Source organism: Gemmiger formicilis, assembly GCF_018784445.1.
Lineage (GTDB): Bacteria > Bacillota > Clostridia > Oscillospirales > Ruminococcaceae > Gemmiger.
Genome location: NZ_WQOH01000036.1, coordinates 82,753 through 106,661, shown reverse-complemented (window position 1 = coordinate 106,661; position 23,909 = coordinate 82,753). Strand labels below are relative to the sequence as shown.

The 23,909-nt window shown below is 51.4% G+C and carries 23 protein-coding genes; all 23 read right to left on the bottom strand.

Features of this window, described 5'->3' with window-relative positions; all coding sequences use genetic code 11:
• Window positions 1–266: 266 nt before the first annotated feature.
• Window positions 267–629 carry a hypothetical protein gene (locus GPK89_RS11325; RefSeq protein ID WP_215693219.1) on the bottom strand — a complete coding sequence of 121 codons (363 nt, stop codon included), beginning with the start codon at window positions 627–629 and terminating at the stop codon, window positions 267–269.
• Window positions 616–984, bottom strand: coding sequence for a hypothetical protein (locus GPK89_RS11320; RefSeq protein ID WP_215693217.1), 369 nt, complete (start codon window positions 982–984; stop codon window positions 616–618). The genes GPK89_RS11325 and GPK89_RS11320 overlap by 14 nt, the downstream gene beginning before the upstream one ends.
• A gap of 156 nt (window positions 985–1,140) precedes the next feature.
• Window positions 1,141–2,814, bottom strand: coding sequence for a M23 family metallopeptidase (locus GPK89_RS11315; RefSeq protein ID WP_215693215.1), 1,674 nt, complete (start codon window positions 2,812–2,814; stop codon window positions 1,141–1,143).
• Complete coding sequence (locus GPK89_RS11310) at window positions 2,801–3,190, bottom strand: DUF6075 family protein (RefSeq protein WP_215693213.1); 390 nt, start codon at window positions 3,188–3,190, stop codon at window positions 2,801–2,803. Before GPK89_RS11310 ends, GPK89_RS11315 begins: the two co-directional genes overlap by 14 nt.
• Before the next feature lie 90 nt (window positions 3,191–3,280).
• Entirely contained in the window at window positions 3,281–3,715 is a 435-nt protein-coding gene (locus GPK89_RS11305) for a DUF3846 domain-containing protein (protein ID WP_215693211.1), read from the bottom strand.
• Window positions 3,712–6,006 (bottom strand): VirB4-like conjugal transfer ATPase, CD1110 family, encoded by a 2,295-nt coding sequence (locus tag GPK89_RS11300; protein WP_215693209.1) that lies wholly within the window; start codon window positions 6,004–6,006, stop codon window positions 3,712–3,714. Before GPK89_RS11300 ends, GPK89_RS11305 begins: the two co-directional genes overlap by 4 nt.
• Window positions 6,007–6,053: 47 nt before the next feature.
• On the bottom strand, window positions 6,054–6,386 hold the full coding sequence (locus GPK89_RS11295; protein WP_113998745.1) for a PrgI family protein: 333 nt from the start codon (window positions 6,384–6,386) through the stop codon (window positions 6,054–6,056).
• A gap of 3 nt (window positions 6,387–6,389) precedes the next feature.
• Window positions 6,390–7,220, bottom strand: a complete 831-nt coding sequence (locus GPK89_RS11290; RefSeq protein WP_078784657.1) for a hypothetical protein — start codon at window positions 7,218–7,220, stop codon at window positions 6,390–6,392.
• Window positions 7,221–7,280: 60 nt separating this feature from the next.
• The gene (locus tag GPK89_RS11285) at window positions 7,281–8,135 is read right to left on the bottom strand and encodes a nucleotidyl transferase AbiEii/AbiGii toxin family protein (RefSeq protein WP_147609896.1); all 855 of its coding nucleotides are present in this window, start codon (window positions 8,133–8,135) and stop codon (window positions 7,281–7,283) included.
• Window positions 8,132–8,725 (bottom strand): type IV toxin-antitoxin system AbiEi family antitoxin domain-containing protein, encoded by a 594-nt coding sequence (locus tag GPK89_RS11280; protein WP_078784608.1) that lies wholly within the window; start codon window positions 8,723–8,725, stop codon window positions 8,132–8,134. Before GPK89_RS11280 ends, GPK89_RS11285 begins: the two co-directional genes overlap by 4 nt.
• Window positions 8,726–8,806: 81 nt before the next feature.
• Window positions 8,807–9,139 carry a TrbC/VirB2 family protein gene (locus GPK89_RS11275; protein ID WP_143402714.1) on the bottom strand — a complete coding sequence of 111 codons (333 nt, stop codon included), beginning with the start codon at window positions 9,137–9,139 and terminating at the stop codon, window positions 8,807–8,809.
• Window positions 9,096–10,937 carry a VirD4-like conjugal transfer protein, CD1115 family gene (locus tag GPK89_RS11270; RefSeq protein WP_215693207.1) on the bottom strand — a complete coding sequence of 614 codons (1,842 nt, stop codon included), beginning with the start codon at window positions 10,935–10,937 and terminating at the stop codon, window positions 9,096–9,098. Before GPK89_RS11270 ends, GPK89_RS11275 begins: the two co-directional genes overlap by 44 nt.
• Before the next feature lie 5 nt (window positions 10,938–10,942).
• Window positions 10,943–11,767, bottom strand: coding sequence for a hypothetical protein (locus tag GPK89_RS11265; protein ID WP_215693205.1), 825 nt, complete (start codon window positions 11,765–11,767; stop codon window positions 10,943–10,945).
• Window positions 11,768–12,337: a PcfB family protein gene (locus tag GPK89_RS11260; protein ID WP_215693203.1), complete on the bottom strand. Its 570-nt coding sequence runs from the start codon at window positions 12,335–12,337 to the stop codon at window positions 11,768–11,770.
• Window positions 12,267–13,646: a relaxase/mobilization nuclease domain-containing protein gene (locus GPK89_RS11255; protein WP_252261650.1), complete on the bottom strand. Its 1,380-nt coding sequence runs from the start codon at window positions 13,644–13,646 to the stop codon at window positions 12,267–12,269. Before GPK89_RS11255 ends, GPK89_RS11260 begins: the two co-directional genes overlap by 71 nt.
• 70 nt (window positions 13,647–13,716) lie before the next feature.
• Window positions 13,717–14,070, bottom strand: a complete 354-nt coding sequence (locus GPK89_RS16635; RefSeq protein WP_215693200.1) for a plasmid mobilization protein — start codon at window positions 14,068–14,070, stop codon at window positions 13,717–13,719.
• A gap of 106 nt (window positions 14,071–14,176) precedes the next feature.
• On the bottom strand, window positions 14,177–14,581 hold the full coding sequence (locus GPK89_RS11245; protein WP_215693199.1) for a recombinase family protein: 405 nt from the start codon (window positions 14,579–14,581) through the stop codon (window positions 14,177–14,179).
• A 3-nt stretch (window positions 14,582–14,584) separates the two neighbouring features.
• Window positions 14,585–15,328: a phosphoadenosine phosphosulfate reductase gene (locus tag GPK89_RS11240; RefSeq protein ID WP_215693198.1), complete on the bottom strand. Its 744-nt coding sequence runs from the start codon at window positions 15,326–15,328 to the stop codon at window positions 14,585–14,587.
• Window positions 15,329–15,403: 75 nt separating this feature from the next.
• Entirely contained in the window at window positions 15,404–21,886 is a 6,483-nt protein-coding gene (locus GPK89_RS11235; protein WP_215693197.1) for an MSCRAMM family protein, read from the bottom strand.
• A 67-nt stretch (window positions 21,887–21,953) separates the two neighbouring features.
• A complete protein-coding gene (locus tag GPK89_RS11230) occupies window positions 21,954–22,700 on the bottom strand; it encodes a DUF3849 domain-containing protein (RefSeq protein ID WP_215693196.1) in 747 nt (248 codons plus the stop codon).
• On the bottom strand, window positions 22,697–23,110 hold the full coding sequence (locus tag GPK89_RS11225; RefSeq protein WP_215693195.1) for a hypothetical protein: 414 nt from the start codon (window positions 23,108–23,110) through the stop codon (window positions 22,697–22,699). Before GPK89_RS11225 ends, GPK89_RS11230 begins: the two co-directional genes overlap by 4 nt.
• Before the next feature lie 74 nt (window positions 23,111–23,184).
• A complete protein-coding gene (locus tag GPK89_RS11220; protein ID WP_215693194.1) occupies window positions 23,185–23,580 on the bottom strand; it encodes a hypothetical protein in 396 nt (131 codons plus the stop codon).
• Window positions 23,581–23,640: 60 nt separating this feature from the next.
• Window positions 23,641–23,909, bottom strand: a 269-nt coding sequence (locus GPK89_RS11215; RefSeq protein ID WP_215693193.1) for a type II toxin-antitoxin system RelE/ParE family toxin, incomplete at its 5' end; no start/stop codon positions are given.

Below are 23,909 nucleotides of genomic sequence, written 5' to 3'. Positions count from 1 at the left end.
AATAGCACACCTTGACGTTTTTTGTCAAATGATTCCGTCATGGATAGCGTGATTCAAGATCGTTCTCAACAAGAGCCTGCCGCACTTCGTATGTATTGGCTATGTCAGCAGCAAATATTTCTGCTGCTGTTCGGCAAGAAAGTACAATTCCAAATTTCCAAAACAAATAGCAGCCCGCGCAATGATATGCCCCCTATATAGCGAACAGTGAAATAAAGCACTGAAAACTATATAGGGGGCATATCATGCTGAAGGCTTCTTTTCACTTATTCTGCTGTGTGAAATGCTCTGCATGAACTCCTATACTCAGGAAGCAGGTCGAGGTAAGGCTGCCAACGTCTGCGAATCTCTGCAATCTCGTCATCATCTGCATCAGGATAAAAGTGTTCTCTCTTAGCTTCTTGAAAAACATCCGTTGCAACTTCGTTGAATAGTTCAGCACACAATTCATCCGCAGAAGCAATGATTTGGTCCTCCTCAATGGTGTTTTCTGTTGGGTCGATATGCAGCAGCAGATACCCCAGCTTTTCAGACCAGACAAAATCCAAGAATTTGCTTGCGTGAATATAATCCTTGAAAACGCCATACACACGCTCGATTTCTTTCCTTTCGGCTTCACTGTAAATCAATGCCGTTTTCCTCCTCATTTTCTTGTGCTTCGCGGAGAATTTCATCGCAGAGATAAGCATAGTCCGGCAGCTTTTCAATTACCGGTTTCCAAAAAGCCCGCACCCGCACAGCTTCGTCCTTATCCATATTTGTAAAGTTGTGGTTGCGCTTTGTCTGCATCATCACGGTGATGGCCATATCATCCAGCAGTCGGCGGCAAAGCTGCGGTGCAGTATGTAAATCCTCACAGCTTTCAGATTGATGCGTTTTCTCATTGATGGTAAGAAAGACATAGCCGACTTTATCTGACCAGAGGAGGTCAATACTGTCCTCATTTTCTAAGTAGTCCGCAAACGCGCTTTCTACACGCCGCATTTCAAGCGTTCTTTTCATTTTGAATGACATAGAGAAGTTCCTTTCAGGCAATTTTTATCTTTATGCTGGGGGCGCTGTCTCTATTATACACGCTTGCGCATCCTATAATCTGGACTGCAACCATATTTTTGACATTTTGTGAAAAAGTGTTCGCCATCATTGCGGAGTAACTGCATCCAGTGGGTTCACGCGCACGCCGTTTTGCATTACCTCAAAATGTAGGTGGAAACCGGTGCTGTCGCCGGTGTTGCCAACATAGCCAATCACTTGCCCCGCCGTGACGGTTTCGCCCGCCGAAACAGCAGCGGCAGTCATGTGGGCATACCGCGTAGACAGGCCCGCGCCGTTGTCCAGCAAAACTTGGTTGCCGTAGCTGTTGTTCCAGCCAGAGATAATGACCGTGCCGCTGTGGGCGGCGAGAATCGGCGTCCCCTCCGGCGCGGGAATGTCCGTACCGCGATGCCCGGAATTACCGTAAGCGTCGTCGTCACCAAAATTGCAGGAAATATAGGTGTGGCCGGGCAGCGGCCAGCATAACTCGCCATCCTCGATGATGCCGATGCCGCCGCAGAGGGCAAGCAGCGTAGGGCGCATTTCATCGGAGAGAAGTTCGTGCAATATATCGTTTTGGTCTTGGGTGAAATTGTACAACTCGGCCAGTTCATCCACAGTTTTGCTGCTGACGGTGATGTGCAAAATATAGTCGGTCTGCTGCTCCGGGTCGGGGTCGTCCTCGGTGGGTTCGGGAGTGATGTCTACTTCTTCGACCTCGTAGGTGATCTCGTGCATAGTCCAAAAGGTGTCTTGGATGCGCTGCATTTGGGCGGCATTGATAACGACAACGTCGCTATCAGAGTTGAGGTTGGTATGTACTGCAAAGATGGCCAGCACCTCCGGCCAGTAGCTTGCCCATGTATGACCGTCCTCGTAGTCGTAGGTGATGGTGGTTTCGCTGCACTCCGGGTGGGCGGATACGATGTCATTGATGGCCGCGCCGAAGTCGGCGTTGGTGTCGACTACGATTTCGGCAATAGGGATGCTGTTGGGATCGCCGGATTCATCGGCAAACAAGATGCCCATGGGCGAGCCGATCACCGCTGCGGCTGCGCCAATGACCATCGCCAGCACCAACACCACGCCGCCTGCGCCAAGCAGCGCCAGCAGCGATTGCGCGGCGCGCCGCACAGTTTGGGAGAGCAGGGCTTTGATTTTGGCTGCGATATAATGAACGCCACGGCTGATTGCTTCAACCGCGGCTTGTTTATTGCTGATTGTGGGCAGTTTGGGTGCGTGGGTAACGATGGGAGCGGTATTGCCCGCCGCTGTGGCAGTCGTCTGCTTTTGCAGATAGCGGCGCACAGCCTCGCGGGTCAGGTGCTGCCGCTTTAAGCGCTGCTGCATTTGGACTCGGCAGGGCGGCGGTGCCGGTGTGGCCGATGACGGCACAGGGGCTTGCGGCGCTTGTGTTTTGGCTGCGATGGCCTTTTGCCGGAAACGCTGCTTTTTGAACATTTCCCTGCGCTCGGTCTGCGTGGGAACAGTGACTTTCTCTTTTTCAGTCGGCTTTGATGCAGATTGGGCGCTGCCCTGCAAGGTGAGATTCTTCCGCTTCTCCTGCATTGCACGAAACTTGCGGTAGCTCATGCGGGCGGTGCTTTTGGCGGTGTTGCCTGTACGGGCAGCCACATCGGAAATGCCCTGCTGCACCTCGGTTTGTGCGTATTCTTCGGGGGATTCCTGCCGCTGCTCGGCGGTGCGTTCACCTTGCGCCTTGGCCCGCATAAGTGTTTTGCGCACAAGCTGCTTGCGCTTTGCCTTAATTCCGGGCATCGTCAATTACCACATCATCCAACTGGCGCGTATATTCCGGGTAGCGCAGTTTTACGGCTTCGTACATATACGGCGCAAAGGAGCAGTCGAACAGGTCATACGGTGTACAGGATTTGTCATCGTATCCATTCCAAAGATTATAGGCAAACCGTGTCAGCTTGGTTGTGCCGCTGGTCTGCCATCCTGCGGCCAGCGATTCCGGCTTGATTTCGTCCTTTTCAAAATTGAAACAAGCGTCAATGTTATTCCGAAGTGCGGGTACTGCTGTCAAGATGTAAATCAGTGCGCGGTGGTAGCTGTCCATCACCTTGCAGCGGTTGAGGTGGGTTAAGTATGCCCTACGATGGGGAGGGGTCACAAATTTGGGGTCGGTCATGGTGGTATCCTCCTATTTTATATAAAAGTTGTGCTTCTTGATTTCTACGGCGGTCGACACCCCGCCTTTTGTTTGTGTAAAATCATGCTCTTAGCGTTCTCCGTGGTCGATGGGTTTGATTTTCAGCTTATTGCCATCGCGCTGGAATTGCTCGTACTGTTCAGGAGTGCATTTCATCGGCAACAGGCCGTGCGGCGTGGGGAGAAAGACAACAGGGTTATGATACAGCCTTTCATATAAGAAAACCTGTCTATCAGTCAAACTGATAAAGTCTTCTCCGCCATTGCCGCAGACCACAAAAGAACCTGCAAGAAAATCTGTATGTCCGTAAAGCCGGTTAGGCGGCAAACCGTCAATCTTCCCGGAGTCGTTGCAGATAACGCAAACGCTATCTCTCCACGGACGGCAACATTCAATATCACCGCCGACAAGCTCCTGCAATGCCCTTAATGTGTTGGAAATCGTGCGCTCCTCCGGATATTTACCGGGTTGCACATACAGCACACGGATTTCATTTTCACTCATAGGATTCCCTCCATTTCACCGGGTTTTGTAGTAAGCAACTTATATGTCTTAGTATCCTTGGGCTGGGGATTGTTGAATGGGATAAGGCTGTTGCCCATTTTGATAATGCCCTCACCGGGTTGGGCCAACAGCAAATATTTCCGCTGCGGCTCGGACAGGCCGTACAGTTCTACCACACTGTCAATGTCCTTGGTTTGGCGCAGCATGACCACAAATTCGGAGTTTGCCAGCATGGCATAGGCGGTGTCATTGGTAAGGCAGTCCTGCACATTTTGCGTGATGCCGGTGGCGTAGGCGTTGTACTTTCTGAATCGCTTCCAACTTGTGTACAGGAAATTGGCGCTCAAAGAATCGCGCAGCAGCAGATAGATTTCATCAAAGTATACCCATGTGGCGGCCTTGGGGTCGTTGCGTTCGTTGCTCATAACGGCGGTGTTGATGTACTCCAACATGGACAGCATAGCAACTGGCTTTAGCTGTTCCCCCAAGCTCTGGATGTTGAAGCAGATCAGGCGGTTGCTCATGTCCACGTTGGTGGGCTGGGCGAACGCTTGCATACTGCCGGTGGCGAAAATTCGCAATGCAAGCGCGATTTCCTTTGACCGTTTATCGCGCTGATTGTTCAGTGCCATCCACAAGTCCTTGATAGTCGGACATGGCGCGGTATAGTGGGATTCCATCAAGGGTTTGTAGATGTTTTCAAGGGCATCATCAATCAGACTTTTATCACCGGCCAGAATATGCTCCTTGCCCATTATTTGCTCACACAGGCTCAATACAAATTCTGCCTTAGCAACATGGGGAGGTATTTTCGTTGCCTTATCGTATTTGAAGTCCAGCGGATTAAAGTGCGTAGCGCTGTCCACCGAGATATTCACAACCTCGCCGCCCAATTCCTGCACAAGCGGCGCGTACTCATTTTCGGGATCTACGACATAGAAACGTGCTTTTGTGAAGCGCAGATACAGCATCAAAATTTCCAACTTAACAAACATGGATTTACCGCCGCCGGAGGTAGCGACAACCATTGCATTGCCGTTCACAAGGCTAGTGCGCAGCCCGATGATGAGATTGCCTGTCACGGCGTTTCTGCCGTAACAAATGCCACCCGGTGTGAGAATTTCTTGCGTATTGAACGGTACAAGTGCTGTCAGCGATTTCGTCAGCATCGTGCGCACGCTCTCGATGCGGCGCAGACCGTAGGGCATGGCCGTGTTAAAGGCGCGTTCCTGCTGAAAGTACAACTCGGTGAATCGGCAGTTATAGTTTGCCGCCGTGGTTTTCAGTGCATCGGTTTCCAGCGCGAGATCTTCCAGTGTGTCAGCAAAGTAAGTGACGGTGAGTAGGCTCAAAAACATTTGCTGGTCGTTCTCCGTCATTTCTTTGCGGATGTTGGCAATGATGCGGTCCTGCTCCTGCGTCCGCTGCGGCACGGAAGATGTAAAGTCGAGATTTTCCACGGATTTCTTATTGAAACGGACTTTCTCGGCATCGGTTTTCATCTGCGCATTGTCAATTTCTTTGAAAGCATCCTCGGTTTCCACCGGCTCAATGTCGATTGATAACACAATGTATGGCACTTGCTGAAGCAGTGCGGAGATAAACTTATCATCAAGCTGCTGCGGGTACTCGCTGATCGTCATGCACTTGGCATAAAAATCCTCGATTTCAATATGCTTTTTGCAAAAGCGGATGCAGTCCGGGGTGATAGAATCGCGGAAGTCCTGCCCCAGTTTGGCGCAATTATCAAAGTCGAAGTTAAAACGACCCTCCTCGGAAATGCGGAAAAACTTGTGCAGTACCTCCAGCCGTACGCGGTTGTCCAGCGGCGTGACGGCACATTCCAAGGCGGAAAATGCAGACAGCAAATGCCCCTGCACCTGTACAAAGCGTTCGCGGGCCTCTTTTACGCCGGGTTTGTTCGTGGACACGATGATGTACTTATGCTGCACCACATTTCCATTTTCGCGGGCGTTGGCCTTGATTTGGCGGTTACGCTCGGCGCGGAGGGCATCAAAGCCATCGTTCTCGCGGTGGTACAGCACATCACGGGCAAAGGCTTTTTCATCCATGCGCTGGCTGACGATGCAGACTTGCATCCAGCAGTCAGCAGGGATGCCCGCGTAGACCGTGCCAAGCTGCGTTAAAATATTCTGCTTGGCCGCGTCACTCTGCATGGCGTAGTTGATGTCGCTGATTTGCCACATCATGCTGAACACATTTTCCGATTGCCAAACACCGTCTGCATAGATTCTGTCGATGGGGATGCTCTGCTGCACGGAACGGGGCATTTTATAGCTGCCGCGCGTTTTTCGCGTAGATGCGTACTCACTTAGTCTCAATGCTTATCACCTTTTTTCTTTTTGCAATATTTGTTTTCGGTTTTCCATAACCGCCAATCGTTTCTGATAACTGTGCTGTCTATTACAACAAGCAGGAATTTTTCAAAGGTCAGACAGTCATAAGTAAAAAATCCTGCTGCTGCAATCGGCGCAGCGGCCACAATGCAGACCCAGCCCGCCGTTTCATGACCCAACAGCGGGGTCAGCCCCAAATAGACCGCAACTGCCACGGCAATGGCCGCGCCGGAGCAAATCATCTGCCGCAGATTCAGCCCCAAAAAGATTTCCTCTTGGTAATGGCGGATTTCTTTGTTGATTGGTATTTGCATGATTTATAACCCCATCATTTCATGGATAATTCGGTCAGAACCTTTTATCAGCCCCACAAGTACGAGCATATTGAACACGGTTTCGGCAAGGTAGCTCCACACAATAGTGGTCGCCTCGCCGCTGGCTACTGTTGGCGTACTGACAAACGCCGAGTAAATCACGCAGGCCAGCACAATGACCGCACCCTCTAAGCACACGCCGACATAACTTTTCAAAAACGATATGCCCACGGATTGTGTGCTTTCCCCGGCAAAAGCCGCCAGCGGCAGCGGAGCCAGCGCTGTGTACATATACAAACGGAAGAAGCGGCCATACACGGTAAGGATCATTACAAAGGAAAGCACCGTAATGAACAAGCTGCCGAGAATCGTTACGAGCCATAGCGGTATGCTGGCGAGAAATCCCACATTTTCGATAGCGGTCTGCATTTCTGCGGGCAGCGACACCATAGCTTCCGAGATACCGCCCATGCTGTCGGCCATATCTGTGACGATGCCGTTACAGATGGAAAACACATTCAGCATAATGTCCATGCCATATCCCACAAGTGCTTTTGCCGCCACAAAGCGGAGAAAGTAATGGATTGCAGCTTCGGGGCGTTTTAACTCGTGAAAATTCATTGTGTTTTTGCATAGCGATATAGCAAAGAACAGCACGACCAGTGCATAGCCAATGCCAACCATACCATTGTGCAAGGTCTGCATCACACTCCACACTGCGCCGCCCTTAAAAGTTTGGGGGCCGGTTGTCACCAGCCCCCATAACTCGCCCAGTTTTCCATTCCATGTGGAAAATGCATTGTTCAGATTCTCAACGATCCAGTTTTGATTCAAGTTTTCACCCACTTTCAGATAAAAGAAAACAGCCGACAGAAATTCTGCCGACTGCATAGCTTAATTAAAAAAATTGTTTGTTATTAGGGTGTCCATTGTAGAAGCAACTGCATCACACACTTCATCAAAGCTGATGGTGGAAGCGTAGTCGAAATCTTTTCGGTAATTATCCCATTGCCTACGCATAATCTCGCTGTTTCGCACCGCTTCCACAATTGCTCTATAATCTTGCAAAATCGAATCAGAGCCTCGCTTACTGGCTGTAGCCATCAGTGCCGCCCCTAAAGCGGGAAAGTCTATATTTTCTGCTTGCAGTTTGGTAAGGATATAGACATCATAATAATCTCTTGGCCGGGTATTCTGGTCACTGCGAGATATTACAGTCTCCAGCTTTTCCGCCAGAATGGTGGCCAAATTGTATGCCATAACTTGAATATGACGATCTTCCAGCATCAACTTGTAGTCATATTGAATTTCGCGTGGTGTGATTTTATCGCCAGTAGTGATGTCCAGCTTTAAGGGAACTGCCATAGGCGGAAAATCGGCTGTCAAAGCTACGCGGTATCCAGTATATTCATCACCCTCCCGGATTTCACCAATGCTTTTGAATGTAAATGTGATGTCATCGTCAACCGGAACGGTGAGAATCTGCTCTATCATTTTTTGGACGGCATCCTGCGTAACTGGATAACCCTTTATGGTTGCATCCATATCCATTGTCGCTCTGGAGTTCAGCCCCACCATAGAGGAAATTAAAAAGCCACCTTTGATGATGTAATTATCCCGATACGGGGATAATGATACCCGCTCCAAGAATCGTTCCAGCATATAATTTTGCAAAACAAGCTGTGCGGAAATCTGGTTTTCTTTCGCCAGCTTTTTCATAATCGCTTTCAGCTGCATAGCGTTTTTCATAATAGTACCTCCAAATAAGGACGCAGCCGTTTTTCTACGCGTAGTTGATGAGCATATTCCGAAAGCAAAGGAATGTTCTTATCTTTACGGCCAGCGTACCGCTTGAATGCATCTGTAATGATCTGAATATCCGTGTGGCTGATGGGCTTTAGAATTTCACATAGGGTTTTTTCTGCATTGTAGGCCCGGACTGTATTTCCGGCAGGGGTGTCAACCAGCGCGATTCCAAGACTGTAATAAGGCTCTTTCTTGCAAGAGCATAAAATCCCCGCTGCTTTTGGACTGGATGTATTATATCCATAGGGAAATGCCATGTGAAACTTGTGTGGTGTCCTGTCAGTTAAATCATGCAGAAACAGTGCGGTATCCAATGCAAATACACCACGCTTATATCGCTCTTGAATGGATACAAATTCATCCTCCCAAACTTCCGGCAGGGTATATACCCCACGGGAGACCTGATCTAATCGGCCTGTATCGGCCAAATATTTCAAACTTCCGCGTGATATTCCGGCAGAAGAAATCATAGCAGCAGTTACGATGCCATTATTTTGGGAAGCCAACTCTATAATCTTCGTTGTAGAATCCATAGCACACACCTTCTCTCAAATTGACTTTCACGCTAAACATTATACGCTTATTTAGCACAAAAGTCAACTAGACGGCATTGCTTACAGAATCATATCAAGAATATCCTTTGCAAAATAAATGACCACGCCACCGAAGAACGTCATAAAGCCTTGCGCCCGCTGGCTGGCATCGTGGCCTTTGAGGGCAAGGCCGATTTGCACGATGCCGAAGCCCAGCAGGATCGCGCCGATGGCTTTGATGGCGCTGAACACAAAGTCGCTCAGATTGTTGATGGTCGTCAGCGGATCATCTGCAAAGGCAGGCATGGCCATAACAAAAGCAGCGGCAACCACCGTCGCCGCCACAAGATAAAGGCGCTTGATTTTGCGGTCAGTCACCTTGGTCGTATTGAGAGAAGTTTTCTTCATTTTCATAATAATTTTCCTCCGGGTGTTTTTCTAAGTAGTCGAGTTGTTCGTACATTTCTTCGGTGATTTCGGGTGCTGTCGCGGCAGCAACAGCACCCATCGTGATAGTGACGGCGTCGCCCATATAGTCGGGCGGCATTACATAAGGCTCACCTCCTGCATCGGATGTATATTTTACATTCGGGTGATGAAGCAGATTGTACTTTTTGTCGATGACCGGGTCCTCGCTGCGCATCAGCAGCAGGCACTCATCGTCACGCATACGGCGGATTTCATCGGGCATACACAGTTCACGGCCCGCCGTTTGCAGGCTGTCGCTGCTGCTGCCCCGGCTGCCTTTGCCAATGCTTTGGCTTTTGGTGCGTTCGGTTTCCTTGCCGAGAATTTTGGAAAGATATTCGTAGGTACCGTACTCGTTGCCGCCGAGGTAAAGCAGGGTGTCACAGTTTCCGATTATGCCTTCCCAATCGTCTTTGAACAGGCTTTTTAGCTGGGCAATGTTCTGCAAAATAATGTCGCAGCTGATATTTCTACTTCTGCAAACAGCAAGAATATTCTTGAAATTCTTCGGTAGTGCAACATTTGCAAATTCATCCATCATCAGCCGCACATGAACCGGCAGCGCACCGTTGTATTCCGGCGTGGAATCTGCCAAACGAAAAAGCTGGTCAAAAAGCTGCGTGTAGAGCATCGTTGCAATGAAATTAAAAGTTGTATCATTGTCGGGCAAAACAATAAATAATGCCCGCTGCTCCAGCCCCATACGCGGCAGGAACATTTCATCGCGCGAAGTCATTTCCGCAAACTTACGGCTGTTGAACATATAGAGATTGGCCGCAGCCGAGATAAGAATGGATTGCAGCGTCTTTTTCGCACCCAACATGAACGACTTGAATTGCAAAACAGCCGGGTGCTGCGGGTCGCGGCGCTCCAATTCTCCGAACAGCATCATCAAGGGGTTCTCGACCATTTCATTTTCGCTGACTTGGCAATTCAGAATCATATACATCAATGTGGAAAAATTCTGCTCACTGGCAGGGGCTTCGTACATGAGATAGAGAATCAGTGCGGAGATCAGCAGCACAGAAGAATCATCCCAAAACTTATCACCGCCGCTGGGGGCATCCTTGGGTTTGGTGTTGTTGACAATGGCGAACGCCAGCTTGATGGCGTCCTCATCGGTTTCGAGATAGGCCATCGGATTGTAATGGCCTTGAAAATGCACAAGGTCAAGCACTGTCACGCTGATACCTTTCATTTCCATGATTCTGCCGAGGGTGCGTGTCAACTCCCCTTTGGGGTCCAGAAAAAGATAAGAGCCAATTAGTTGCAGCGCGTTGGGCTTCACATAAAAGCGTGTCTTGCCGCTGCCGGATCCGCCGATTACGATAATGTTGAGATTATGTTTATGCGCGTGGCTGTCGGTGCTGAAGCGTACATTCTCGGTCAAGATGTAGTTTTCTGCCGGTTGCTTTGTGTTCCGATATTTTAGGTTAAGTGTGTGGGTGCTGCCCCACTTGGCCGTGCCGTGCTCTGCGCCGGGGTGGCGGTCTGCTTGGTCGAGCATATAGCAGTAGACGGCCAACGGATAAAGCACCAGCACCGCCAGCAGAAATTTTGGAGTGCTGGCGCACCATTTCAATGCCATAGGATTGTTGAGAATAGAGCTTAGTACAACGGTGATTTCTGCCAGCCCCTGCGCCTGTTCAGTTGCCTGTGCCAGCGCTGCGGCAGCAAACAGCAGCGGTATCAGCAACAGCCCGTACAGAATAATTTCTGTGCGGCGGTCTTTATTCGGGCGCATGATGTTTAGCGGGCCTCGTCCCGCTGCGGTGAGCTTTGGCCGCGCTGCAAACCGAGTGCCTTTTCCACAGTGTCTCCAATAGTCACAGACAGTTCCCGAATTTCTTCCAGTGTTTTGCGTTCCTCACCGGGTGGAATGTGGGTGTCCATCCCGTCCAGTGTAGCGGCAGCGGTATCGGGCATCGGCAGGGAAAACCGCCCGCAAAACTCCACCGAAACGGCCATTACTGTTTTTCGCAGATAAGGCGCTTGGGAGATACCCGGCGTGTGCTGCTCTGCGGTTGCAATGACGATTTCGGCGGGCAGTCGTGCCAGCACTTCACGCTGCGGCATGGCCGTTGGGAACACAATCGCGTGTTGCTCGGCATCGTACCCGACAACGCCCTCATTTTGAAATATGATGTTGACCGGGGAAAGGCGCTCCAGTTCCTTGATGGCCTTGTCCATCTGCTCTGGCTTAATTTCAGGAATCGGATACGGCTTATTGCCGTAGGTCATGGACACATCGAAAATTGAGCCGACATTATAATAACCATTGACGCGCACAAGCTGCGGGATGCCTTTTGCCCCTTTGTTTACGCGCCGCCCGAATTTATCCCAGTCTTTGGCGGTCAATACGGCCCGCGCTTGCGGCAGGGTTTGCAGCACAAGTGCTGCATTGCCGGATGTGATATGACTACCAAGCCGCCCCCTGCCGTACAGATAGTCGGCAAGGCGCTGGCCATCCTGCACAACTTCCTGCAATACTTTTTTCTGCGCGGCAATAGTGTCATTGCGTTCCTTTTGCTTTTGGAATTTCCACTCCTCGATGGGCAATCGCTGTTCGTACATTTATCGTTCCTCCTTCGCAGTAATATCCTGCACTTTTTCCTGCACCTGTTCTGCCTTCCGCGCTGCATTTTTCAGTGCCATAATTGTGGCCCGTACAGATGGGCGCTGGTCAATATCCAAAGGATTCTTCCCGCGCGTCAAGGAGTTGCTGTCGGATTGACGGCGGGTTGGGTCTTTTTTTCGGTCTGCCGTAGTGACCTTGGGAATGGCATATCCCAACTGCTCATAGATGCGGTTCAGTTTGGCGACATCTTCAGCTTTGAACATGACGTCAACTTTTTCGTTCTGTGCCTTATCCTTGATGACCGCGAATAAAACGCCGTACTGCTTGGCCAATTCCTTAAACTGTCCCACGTCTTTGCTTTGCAGGGCAATAATTTTTAGTTCCTTGCCCTCCCGCAACAGACGGTCAAGGCTGGTTTTGCCTTTCACTTTAGGATTTTCCTTGGCGTAGGCCAGCGATAAGGCCAGTGCGTTTTTAATGCCCAGCGCAGACAGCTTAATGGCTACTTCGGTAACCTGTAAGGCTTCCCGCACCATCTGATCGGCTGCTTCGCCTCCGTTGTTCATCCTGTTTCACCTCATTTCGTTCTTCCTGTGCGGCAAGTTCTGCTTGCCGTAGTTTTTCCTGCACCTCGGCGGCATCTGTTTCGATGTCGGAACAGATGTAAACCTCATGGCGCAGGGCTTTCATTTGCTGGGTCAGTGATTTGATTTTTTCTTCCCGCGCGGCACGTTCCGGCTCACGTTTTTGGCGATACAGAACTTTGCGCTGGCGGGCAAGCTGTTGGATTTGGACTTCTGCATTTTCCTTGTAGGCCAGCAATTCATCCATAGTTTCAATATGGTTTTCCCATAGGAATTTTGTCTGCTGCTGGTATCGGCTGAACAGCAGAAAATCCTCACGCAGCAAAAAGTAGCAGCGCTTTGTGCTCTTGCCGTGGTAGGCTTTCCGCAGCAGGGCGCAGTAGTGATAGTAGCAAGCCATAAAGCCGGACACTTTGGGATACCGGCGCGGCAGCTTGCCGAGATACCGCGCTCGCCGCACAGTGGGCTGTAATTCTGTGGGCTGCCATTTCGGTTTTGCCGGGGCGTTTTCCTGCCGGTATTCCTGCTGCATTTCGGTGGGCATACGGTGCAGTTGGCGGTAATACTCCCGCAGCGCTGTCTCGGAAAAGCGCGGGTCGAGCCGGTCAATGCGGATATTTCGTTGAGCGTCTTTATGGCGCACCGCCATGTGTTCCACACGCGGGCCGTATTTGACCGTGTAGCCCATGTTCTGCAATTCCGTGATAAAGCCATCAAAGCTGTCGGCGGCAGCAATAGCCTGTTCCACATCTTTACGAACCATACCTCGGATGGTAGGCTTGCCGGCCTGACCGCTTAGCCACTCGTCATAAGATTTTCCCTTGCCGTCCGTTTCGATTACGGACAGCCGATTTTCTCGGCAAAGTTCATCGGAAGTTTTGCGGATTCCTTTATAATAGGTATTGAAATCGCTTCGGAACATTCTGCCATCAGCGTAGGATACAGAATTTACTACAATATGATTATGCAGATGCCCTCGGTCAAGGTGGGTTGATACAGTACATTCAAATCGATCTGCGAGAAAGCGCTGCACAAACTCGCAGCCGATTTGATGCACTTGGTCGGGCGTGGCTTCGCCGGGCGCAAAACTTTGTATAATATGATAGGCCAAAATATTGCCGTCTTTTACAGGCTTGCGCCAGCGTGTTTTGGTTTCCATCATAATTTCATAGGCGTTTTGCGGTATACAGTTAAATCCGCTTACATATAGTTGGTGTTCGGTTTTGTCATTGTTTTGAGTGTAGTTAAGCAGCTTGTTCAAGTCCTCCGCACTCCGGCGCTCGGTTTTCATTGGATTGCTTGTGTAGTCTAAACACAGATTCAAGTTCGACTTCACCTTAATAATTTTGGTATATGCCATATCAAAGACTATCCCTCACACAGCGCCACATATCTTCCAGTAGGCTTTGCGCTCTGTCCAACTGCGAAGCACTTACTCGGCCTGTCGCATTTGCAACGTGGGTCAACTGATTCAAATTGTTGCCGATGGCCGACAACTGCTGGCGCAGTTTGTTGTAGCTGTCGGGTGGTGCGGGTTTGATTCTGCACCCATCCACCAACGCACGGACAAACGGCTCCATTTTCATGCCCGCAATTTCGCACTTTCCTTTTAAGGCAGCATATTCTTCCTCCGTGAAACGGACAGTCAACTGCTTTTTTCGTTTTGTGATAATCGCGCACCTCCTTTTTTTGTAAAATACGGCGGCAAAGTCCACGGGGTCTTAGGGGGGCCCCTAACAAGTGGTCGTTTTGCTGTCATGACAGCAAAATGACATGCTTGCTCGTACTGTGCCATAGGCACAGTACGCCGCCTGCTGAAAATCACCACGGCAGCTGCAACCCCTTTCGGGTCGCATAACGTTCGACACGACGAGCCAGCCGAAACATATTAACCCGGTCACGCAGGCTGTATTCCATCGCCGTGACCTGTACACCGTGCTGCATAAGCCGCTTGAAAAAAGAGTACAAGTGGCGCTCCTTGCCGCTGACCTGACGCATACGGCAGATGTAAACCCGGTCAACTTTTCCGGCCTTAATTTGCCGCAGCATATCACGGTAGCCGGGACGCAGCAGCCAGCCGCCGCGTTCGTCGATGCTCCCACCGACAATATCACAGCCGTCATGCAGCGCCTGCATTGAGCAAACTTTATAGCTGTTCATTGTGCCATCGTAGTCGCCGGGAATTCTCGCGTACACCCACGCGCGGGGTCTTTTCTGTTCGTCCATTGTTCACCGTTCCTCATAAAAACTTAGTTGTTCGCCCTCCTGCCGAAAGCGTTCGTCTATCTCACGAAAAGTGCGTCGCCAACTAAAACGTTCGGTGGGTTTATTCGGCACGTCCTGTAATTCAAGCAAAAGCTGCCAGAGTTCGGGGTGGTATCTGTAGAGATGCCGCAGTTCGCTGATTGATGCGTTCGGGCAAAACCAACAACCCCCGCGTTTAGTGAAGTCATACAGCGGGGACAGCAGCCCCTCAGCTGCGCACATAGACCTCGCTTCTGGTTCGGCCACATGGTACTTGTCCAGCAAAGAAATCTGACCGGGCTTTAATCGTGCCAGTCGCTTGGGTTCATCTGCGGCGATGCCGATGTACTGCACCGTGTCCGGGGGCAATGCCTTCTGATATGCCTTGATCGGCGGCAGCTTGCAATCCCGCTGAATTGTACAGCGCCCACTCAGAGGGAATCCCGAAAGCATCCCCTTGGTTTTTCCTCGTGTGACAACATGGTAAAAGCAGGATAGATAGGTCTTTTCGGAGCGCAAAACCCGTGTCGGGATGCCGCGCTGTTCAAAATACGGGATTGCCGTTTCGTGGATAAATCGGTTGTGTTCGGGCAGCTCGCCGGATATTTCCTCGCTGAACATGACCTCGCAATACACAAGTTCGTCCAGCGGTTCACCATGCTGCAAGGCCAGCAACGCGGTGGCGATACTGTCTTTTCCGAAACTGCAACTTAAAATGTGTTTTGCCATCTTCTCTCCTATAAAAATAGGGAGGGCCGCGCGGTCCTCCCCGTAAAAAAGTATATTTCATTTTCCGATTATTCCTTAGTCCTCGGTGTCCTCGTCATCATCGTCACGGGGCGCAATATCTTTGCGGCGGGCGCTCTTGTGGACCAGAACGGCCAGCCCTGCAAGAGAGATTCCCGCAATCGCCAGCTGCAGTCCCAACGAAGAATTGTCGCCGGTCTTAGGAATCGTCAGCAGCGGCGTGGGTGTTGCAGTGGGTGCAGCGGGCACGGGTGTCGGCGCTGGGGTCGTGTTCGGCGTGGGCTGCGGAGTATGGTCCGGGGTCGGCGTGTTGTCGGGGGTAGGTGTCGGTGTGTCCTCGCGGGCATCTTTCATTACCACGGTCTGCATCTCGCCGGTGGGCAGAACGGTAAAGTCGATACTTTCTGCAACCTTGTAGCCGTTGGGTGCGGTGATTTCCGTCAGTGTATAATCTCCTGCTGGCATCTTTTCCACATAATGTGGTCCGTTTGTGGAAATCCAACGGTCAATCTCGGTGCCGTCCTTGTCCTTGATAACCAGTTCTGCGCCGGGAAGTTCTTCGTTGGTGGTGATGTCTACCTTGGAAATTTTTACCTTGATGGTATCATCAAACATTTCAAAGGTCTGCACCTCACCGTTGGGCAGCACCTCAAACTCCATGCGCTCCGCAATGGCATAACCGTCCGGGGCAGTCACCTCGGTCAAGGTATACTTGCCAGCGGGCAGCTTCTCCATGTAGTGCGGTGCATCGGTAGAAATCCAGCGGTCAATTTCGCTGCCTTTTTCATCGGTAATGATAAGTTCCGCGCCGGGAAGTTCTTCATTGGTGGTAAGGTCTTTCTTGGAAATCTGCACCTTGGTAATATCATCCTGCATAATAACGGTCGCATCGTCCAGCAGTTTCCAATCATCCCACTTCCAGAACAAAATGTTCTTGGTGGTCAGATAGTAAACTTCGCACTCCTCCAGAGGATTGCCGTCCTCATCGGATTTCTGAATCAGGCGGAAAGTAATATCATTGGCCAGTGCGTACCCATCAGCGGCGCGGATCTCCGTCAGTGTGTAAGATTCACCGAAATGCAGCCCGGTCACGCGATGCGGCTCATCGGTGGACACCCATGTGGTTACGGTATTGCCGTCCATGTCCTTGATAGCAAGGGTGGCGCCGGGCAGTTCCTCATCGTTGGTAAGGTCACGTTTGCTTACCCACATTTCCGTAGGCTTGTTGGCACAGGTGTTATCCAGCACCATAATAGCTTGTCCATCATAGGTGAAAGTGACTTCCATCGGCTCCTCGTTGACGTAATAGCCGAGAGGGGCGCGGAGTTCCTTGACGATGTAATTACCGCTGTTGGTGGTGGCGTCCTTGCGGATGCTGCTGCCGTAATACTCGCCGCGAATAGGAATATCGCAGTCAAAATAGGTGTAGCCGTCTGCGCCAGTTTCGGGGCTGGTGGCGACCAGTTCGCCCGCTGCAAACAGCAGTTTTCCGTCCACACTGTAAATATCGTCGGCAGCGTACAGGTTGAATACCGCACCCGCAAGGTATTTGCCGGTTTCGCGGTCAACTTTGTAAACACCTACTTTGGCCTTTTCGCGGTCATTGTAGAATTTTAAGGTCTGCTGCTCGGTGAAATCTGCGTTGGCATCCTTGCTGCGCACGACCTCAAAACTCTGGGAAGATGCAGCGCCGTCAACCTTGGCAATGCTCGTGGCCATAACCACATCGTTCAGTTCGTTATCCCATGCAAAGGTGACATCATAGCTTTCAATGGTGCCGATATAGCCGTAAGGCGGCTTGGTTTCCTCAATGTGGTAGCTGCCCAGCGGCAGGGTCACACTGACTTCGCCAATCGTGCCGTCATGGATTACGGACAGGAAATCGTAGGTGGCCTTGGTGCGGGCAGGGGCAAAGGCGGCAATGTCTGCGCTGCCGTCTCCGGTGGTGACAACGGCGACCACATCACCCTTGGCATACCAGAGCGTGCGGTTGCCATAATTGTCGGTCTGCCGATCCTGCGTATAAATATCCTCGGCGGCGGTGATGGTATACTCCGCACCGGCCAGCGGGCGGGTTTCATACACAAAATTGCCGTCCTCGGCCTCGCCGGTCATCCACGGGTCAAGTGCGCCAACTTCTGTTTTCCAGCCAGCTAAGACCTCGCCTGTTTTGCGGATCGTCAATTTGCCCAGCGTCTCATGGTTAGAGTAGTTTTCACCAATCACAAGGGTATCCATGCCGTTCTCGTTTTTATCGCCGGTGGCTGCATAAATGCGGTCTGTGGTGATTTCAAAATCCACATAGTAGATGCCATCTGCATCGTCGGCCAAAATGCCGTTTTCATATCCGGCAGAATCCAGCCATTCGTTGTAGAATCCGTTCGGGCCGGAGACTTCTACAATGCGATACTTGCCCAACGGCAGCTTTTCGGGCAAGGTCAGAATGCCCTCGCCGTTGGTATAAAAAGTGGTTACATCTTTTGTCAGATGGCCGTTGACAGTATCGGTCATTGTGACGAGCTTCGGGTTGCCGTTGCTGTCATAACGATAATGCCCCTGCTCGTCCAGCCAGTAGATTTGGAAAGCGGTGTCGGGCAGCAGTACCGGTTTGCCGGTTTCCTCGTCAACTTTGGTGATGCGGAGATAAACTTCGATTTCCTCGTCCAGTACGGTGAATTTCTGATAACTGTCAGAGCCTGTCATTACGCTGTCCTTTGGGGTAGCCATAGCGCCCCATGGGTTGTTATCCTGTTCGGGGTCAACGGTGACAATAAAAGGCTCAGCTTGGAACAGGTCGTGCGGTACGGTGGTTTCCACGACCAGATAAGTGCCATAGGGTAAACCCTGCACACGAATATTCCCGGTGTCATTGCTGAAGATTTCGGCAAGCTGGTATTCGTTGGCGCTGCCGGTGGGCTGCCAGCCATCGCCCTTGCCGTTCTTGTTTTCTCCTGCGGCAGTCAGCGTTTTGTTGTACGCGGCAATTTCGTCAGCGTTGACCTCATAGGTCTTTGCGATGGCCTGCGTTTCCGCAGAAAAATCCCACTTCGGATGCTCGTTATCGTAGGTCTTATCAATGTAGGCATCCAAAATGCTTTGCAGGGTGTAGCTGCCGCTGCGGGTCTGCTCAAACTGCTTCAGTTTGGACAGGTCGGACACAAGGAAGAATGTAAAGCCTGCGCCCTCCAGTTCCAGTCCATTGCTTTGGCCGCTGGAGGATACGATTTTACTGATTTCCACATTGCCTTTGGCAACTTGGTCTTGGCTCTCGGCCAGCGCATTGTCAGCATGGATGTGGTAATTGGCGCTGTAACTGGTCTTGTCGATCTGTTCACCGGCTGCCTGTCGGTTGTCGGCAAAGGTGGTCTTTTCTACATACCACCCCTCATCAGAATAGGCGGGTGTGATGTAGTAGTTATGCTCATCGACAAGATAGCCGTCTGCAAAGGACAGGTAATAGGCATCGTAAGTCCAAGAGCCATCCAACGCTTTACCTTTAGAGACTGTAGAAAACTGGTTCTTGTACACCCAATCCGTGTACTGCCCGCTGCCGTTCTTGGCAAGCGCGGCGGTCTGCCCGGTGGCTGCCTTGGTGCGGCTGTCCACGGTGGGATAGGTGCCGGAAACAGCAAGAGCGCCGTCACGCAGCGGGATAACCACGCCGGTGGAGCGCTCTACGACATAATATTTGCCGAGGTACAAATTACTGAAGCACAGCCAGCCATTCTCAATTTTGGCGCTGGCTACAAGGTGGTCTTTCTTCAGAACGGGTAAATAATCAGATACCCACTGCCCGCTGTTGTCGCGGATTGTGGTGTGCCAGATGGGATTGCCGTCTGCATCCACGATTTTGGAATAATCCACAACACCGGTTACGCCGTCCGGGTGAGTGATGTCCTCGGCAACGTAGAGGTCATACACGGCGCCGTTCAGCGCGGCGTTGCCGTGATTTCCAACGTACTTTACAGCGTCCAAGTCCACCTTGGAAATGCTGATCTCGCCCAAGGTACGGTCGTTTTTCATAACGCCGTCCGTGGCGGTGGTGGTATAGCTGTCCTCGTTGGCGGCTTTGCCGCTGTCGTCGGTGCTGTAAGTGCGGGTAGAATCTTTGGCGGTGCTATAAATTGATACGGTTGTTTCCACACCGCCACTGGTAACCAGCTTGGTGCCGCCCTTGTCGGCAGTCAGGATGTCGGCATTGTAGTCGGCATTGTCCAGCCAAAGCACGGAATTGTTATTGTTCTGCGTAATCTCGATATAGTAGGCGCGCTTACCCAAGGGCGTACCTGCCGTGCCGGGATGGTCGATGTCCGTCCAGTCGCCAAAATACCCGGCAGGGGCTTTGGTTTCCACAAGGATAAACTTGCCTTGATTGCGCTGTGTGTAATACAGCGTGTGGCGCATCGCGTCATTGACGGCATAGGCGGCGCTGTTGATGACTGCATAGCTGCCGTCGCCCTGGCGCTGTACGCTGTAGGTGTTGTAGCCCCCGGTGGGCTGGTATTTCCCGGTCACCACATCCCACTGATAGATCTCATACTGGGCATCGGCTGCGATCTGGCTGCCGGTTTCGCTGTCGGTTTTCTTGAGGTTGACCTGCAAACTCCACTCGTCATTTTTCATGACATAGTCATTGTTGGTGTTTGCGGGTACCGAAATCGTTTGGCTGCTACCGTTCGTGCCCCAGTACTTGCCGAATCCATACGGTACTGTGATTTCCTCATAGCGGAACTGGATGCTTCCCAGCTGCGCTTTAGCCGCTGCTATAGCATTGTTGACAGCGTTCTGGGCCTCACCCTGCAATTCCGCAATGGCGGCGTCGCGGGCACTGTTGGCGGCCGCATCAGCAGCCTCCTGCGTGGTGAAAGGACCAACCTGTCCATTGCGAGTGCCCGATGTTTTGGTAACGGCATAGTGCAGACTCCAGCTTGCGCCTGCATCGCCACCGTTCTTCTGGTAGTTGTCATCGGCGGTATGACCGCTGGTGGTCACCGTTTGCTTTCCGGCAGGGCTGATAGACCAGCTGCCGCCCTCGATGGTGCCGGATTTGGTGATGGGCTCGATTTCGATGGTCGCGCCGTCCACCTTTTCCTGCGTTTTCAGCTGGATCTTATCCGTGCGGATTCCATAGGAAAAATCAAAACTGCCGCTGGCGGTCTGGGCAGGTGCCTCCCAGCTGGCATAGTATTCCTGCACAACAGGTTCCGGCTCAGGTTCCTCCTCACCGATCTCAGGACCGATCAGGGCAACGGTCTGCCATCCTGCGCGGCCGGGATTATAGATGTAGGTGTAGTAGCCACGGGCAGAGGCGTAGGTTTCCACGCCGTTCAGCAGTTCATCGGCAGAGGCAAGATAAATTTCCGCGGCGGTGCTTTCGGGGAAATTTTCGATAATATACATCTGCACATCGTCATAAATTGATGTGCAGAAATCCAAAAGAGAGATTTCTTCACCCTCGTCAGCGGAAAAAACTGCGGGCAGATCGTCTGCATCGCCCAAAGCGAGCTGGTTCAAGCCGCCCCAGATGCGAATCTGGTTGCCGTAGTGGTCGCCGGGTATGCACTGGTCTGCGTTGACCGTGGAAGTGTTCACATAGGTGTATGTCGGGCATCCCGCAGGCTGACCATTCGCACCGTGGGTGCAGCAGTAGGCGGGTTCGCCGTTGAACCAGATCAGCCATGTTCCGTTGACCTTGGCAACCTTGGTGATCTTGCCACTTGTCACCGCAGGGGTGGGGCGCTCGGCAAAGGCGGCAATTTCGCTGTCGGGGAAAGGATATTCGGCAGTCGCATTGCGGTCGATGGTCACCTGTAAGGTTTTGGTCAGGGCACTGCCATCGGGTGCGGTGTAAACCAACTGCGCGGTAAAATCTGCATCTGCCTGCACATACACGCCCAGCACCGCAGCCGAAGTTTCGCTGTATTCGCTATGTAGCAGGCTTTCTGTGTTTTCAACGGGTGCGCCGTAGTAGTCCAGCAGGGTCACACCGTCCGGCAGAATCAGATCAAGGGAACTGCCATCGGCAGGGTACTCCACCTGTGCCAGAATCGGCACAATGGCGTAGTCGGTATCTTCCAGCAAAGGTGTAGTCAGTGTCAGGTTGTCACTGTCCAGCGCCTCGGTGCTCAGATAACTATCCTGCTCTAAATCGGCATCCCACGCGCCAAGCCCGATTTTGGTTTCACCGGTCGCTACCGGCAAACCGTAGCTGCCAAGGTAGGAGCCTGTGGGGGCGTCCGGCATATCCTGATACAAAACCTCACCGTCAAAGGTGTAAGGCTCGTTTTCTTCAGCAGGCTCATCCGTGGTTGGTGCTGCGCTTTCCTCGGTAGCTGCTCCGGGGTCGGGGCTGCTCTCGTCGGTCTGGCCGTTGTCTGTTTCAGACGGCTCGGTCTGCTGCTCCATCTGCACGGTTTCCTCGGTGGGCTGCGGTGTGGGTTCCTCCGCAAACGCTGCACCGGGCAGCATGGAGCAGAGCATTACCGCCGCCGCAAACAGCGCGGTAACGCGATGCCTCAATTTATAATGTGTTTCTTTCATTGTGAAATCCTTTCAAAACAGAGATTTTTTCACGAAAAAAAGCGCCTGCAAAATGCAGACGCTGCGGTTACCTTTCGGGGGTATCCTGAGAGGGCTGGGCTTTGGCTTTTTCAAATTTTCGCACTTGGTTTACAAAACCGTCCAATAGGCAGGTATGCGCTTGTAGGTCAGCGTAGTAACAGGAACGGTCAAATCCACGGCGATCCATATCTTTGATCGTGCGAATGGAATCTGCCCATTCTCTATTCGTGCGAGAAATTCGACCATCTCCATCACGGGTTTGAATGGCCGCTGCCAACACATATTTTGTGCGCTCCAGCCCATATTCCGCCACTACCTGCTCAACAGCACCCGCGCCCAGCCGCATACCATCAAAGCGCTGTGCAAGCGCTGCGTCAATCTCGTCCCGACACCTTTCATTCAAGTGGCAAGACGCATGGTACTGCTGCAATTCGCCGTGTTCGCGGGCATAAGTGACGGACTGTCGATATACTTTGGGTGGGTTCTGCTGCTGCTCCTTTTTCAGCAAGTCATCTGCACGGTCTTCCACGCACTGAGCCACAATGCTCATATAATCGGTTTCCAGCTTAGAAAAATCCTTATACACATCCGCCAGCGGCGCGGGAGATTTCAGCAGCGCCCGCACCCGTGCAGGGGTGAGGTTCATTTCTTCCGTTGCCAGAATAATGTCCTCACGGACGCTGTACTCGTAGGCGTGGTTCAGAATTTCTTCTGGCGGCTGTGCGGTCAGCCATAGGCAATAGGCGCTCTGCTCCACCCGCATTTTTTCGCAGAGCTGCTCCTGCAGGGTCATTCTTTTACCTCGCACACCAAAGAATTGGTTTCCAGCACATGACGCCAAAAATCGACCTGCCTGTCATAAGACATATTTTCATAGCAAACATCAATCAGCGTTGCATACAGCTTTTCCTCATCTTCAGGGGAAATGGCAAGAGAAATATTGTTTTGCGAACAATAACACAGGTAATCAACAAGGTCGCCCATAGTATCTGCACCGCTGTTCTCCAACAATTCTTCCCACTCGTGCGGAAAATCGAGATCTTCCAGCACAATATCCACCGTGTCGTCACACATAGGAATGCTTACGGTTACTTCCTCTCCCGGATGCGGGCTGAAACAGTCCAAAATAGGTAAACAGCCAGCGTGTCCGGCTGCATCTGCCAGCGTGTTTGCCAGCAGACTCATCATTTCATCGTGCGTCATAAAATCCTCCGAAGCAGATAAGATTCCACAAAAATTACGACTGCATACTGAATAAATCACTTCGTGTATGCAAATCATTCAACATCTCTCCATTCCAAGGAGTTGTTTTCAAGCATATCTTCCCAAAATACCATCTTGCCGTCCATGTCCATATTTTCATAGCAGATTTTGAGCAATGCAGTAAAAAGAACATCATCAGCACTTGAATTTTCGGATTTGTTTTTGTTCAGATAATCGGCAACGTCTCCGATCGTTTCAGCACCAATTTTTTTCAGTAACGGTTCGCACTCCTCCGGCCAGATTTCGCTGCCCACCGGCATGATGCGCATAACACCGTCAATAGGATACTCTATGCGAGTTTTATCCTCCTCGCACTGTGAGAAACCGTCTATAACGCTAATACAGCCCTCATACCTTGCCTTTGTAAGCAGGGTCAACGCTAATTCTTCAATAAGTTCGTCATAAATCATGTTTTCCTCCTACAATAGAAAAAGCGCCCACAAAAGTGAGCGCCCAGATAAAATATTCGGTTATGAGAACACCGGCAAACTTCCGTTTGCTGTATCCGTTTTCAGAATGGTGATCCAGTTGCTTTTGCCGTAGAGAAACCGCACGATATGCACGGTTTGCGTGGCATCGTCCACCGTGTAAAACGCAAGGTAGTTCATAACGATGGTGAAGCGGATTTCCCATAGGGAAAGCAGTTTGTCGGAAACGACTTCAAATTTGTGCGGGAATTCTGCCAGTGCTCCGATTTTTTCGTCGGCCACATCCAACAGCTTGTCGGCGGCAGTTGGAT

Excerpts from the sequence above, each read along its gene's own strand:
- GPK89_RS11320 (WP_215693217.1), bottom strand. The coding sequence starts at position 984 with ATGCGGCGTGTAGAAAGCGCGTTTGCGGACTACTTAGAAAATGAGGAC.
- GPK89_RS11315 (WP_215693215.1), bottom strand. The coding sequence starts at position 2,814 with ATGCCCGGAATTAAGGCAAAGCGCAAGCAGCTTGTGCGCAAAACACTT.
- GPK89_RS11310 (WP_215693213.1), bottom strand. The coding sequence starts at position 3,190 with ATGACCGACCCCAAATTTGTGACCCCTCCCCATCGTAGGGCATACTTA.
- GPK89_RS11305 (WP_215693211.1), bottom strand. The coding sequence starts at position 3,715 with ATGAGTGAAAATGAAATCCGTGTGCTGTATGTGCAACCCGGTAAATAT.
- GPK89_RS11300 (WP_215693209.1), bottom strand. The coding sequence starts at position 6,006 with ATGCCCCGTTCCGTGCAGCAGAGCATCCCCATCGACAGAATCTATGCA.
- GPK89_RS11295 (WP_113998745.1), bottom strand. The coding sequence starts at position 6,386 with ATGCAAATACCAATCAACAAAGAAATCCGCCATTACCAAGAGGAAATC.
- GPK89_RS11285 (WP_147609896.1), bottom strand. The coding sequence starts at position 8,135 with ATGAAAAACGCTATGCAGCTGAAAGCGATTATGAAAAAGCTGGCGAAA.
- GPK89_RS11280 (WP_078784608.1), bottom strand. The coding sequence starts at position 8,725 with ATGGATTCTACAACGAAGATTATAGAGTTGGCTTCCCAAAATAATGGC.
- GPK89_RS11275 (WP_143402714.1), bottom strand. The coding sequence starts at position 9,139 with ATGAAAATGAAGAAAACTTCTCTCAATACGACCAAGGTGACTGACCGC.
- GPK89_RS11270 (WP_215693207.1), bottom strand. The coding sequence starts at position 10,937 with ATGCGCCCGAATAAAGACCGCCGCACAGAAATTATTCTGTACGGGCTG.
- GPK89_RS11265 (WP_215693205.1), bottom strand. The coding sequence starts at position 11,767 with ATGTACGAACAGCGATTGCCCATCGAGGAGTGGAAATTCCAAAAGCAA.
- GPK89_RS11260 (WP_215693203.1), bottom strand. The coding sequence starts at position 12,337 with ATGAACAACGGAGGCGAAGCAGCCGATCAGATGGTGCGGGAAGCCTTA.
- GPK89_RS11255 (WP_252261650.1), bottom strand. The coding sequence starts at position 13,646 with ATGAAAACCGAGCGCCGGAGTGCGGAGGACTTGAACAAGCTGCTTAAC.
- GPK89_RS11245 (WP_215693199.1), bottom strand. The coding sequence starts at position 14,581 with ATGGACGAACAGAAAAGACCCCGCGCGTGGGTGTACGCGAGAATTCCC.
- GPK89_RS11240 (WP_215693198.1), bottom strand. The coding sequence starts at position 15,328 with ATGGCAAAACACATTTTAAGTTGCAGTTTCGGAAAAGACAGTATCGCC.
- GPK89_RS11235 (WP_215693197.1), bottom strand. The coding sequence starts at position 21,886 with ATGAAAGAAACACATTATAAATTGAGGCATCGCGTTACCGCGCTGTTT.
- GPK89_RS11230 (WP_215693196.1), bottom strand. The coding sequence starts at position 22,700 with ATGACCCTGCAGGAGCAGCTCTGCGAAAAAATGCGGGTGGAGCAGAGC.
- GPK89_RS11225 (WP_215693195.1), bottom strand. The coding sequence starts at position 23,110 with ATGACGCACGATGAAATGATGAGTCTGCTGGCAAACACGCTGGCAGAT.
- GPK89_RS11220 (WP_215693194.1), bottom strand. The coding sequence starts at position 23,580 with ATGATTTATGACGAACTTATTGAAGAATTAGCGTTGACCCTGCTTACA.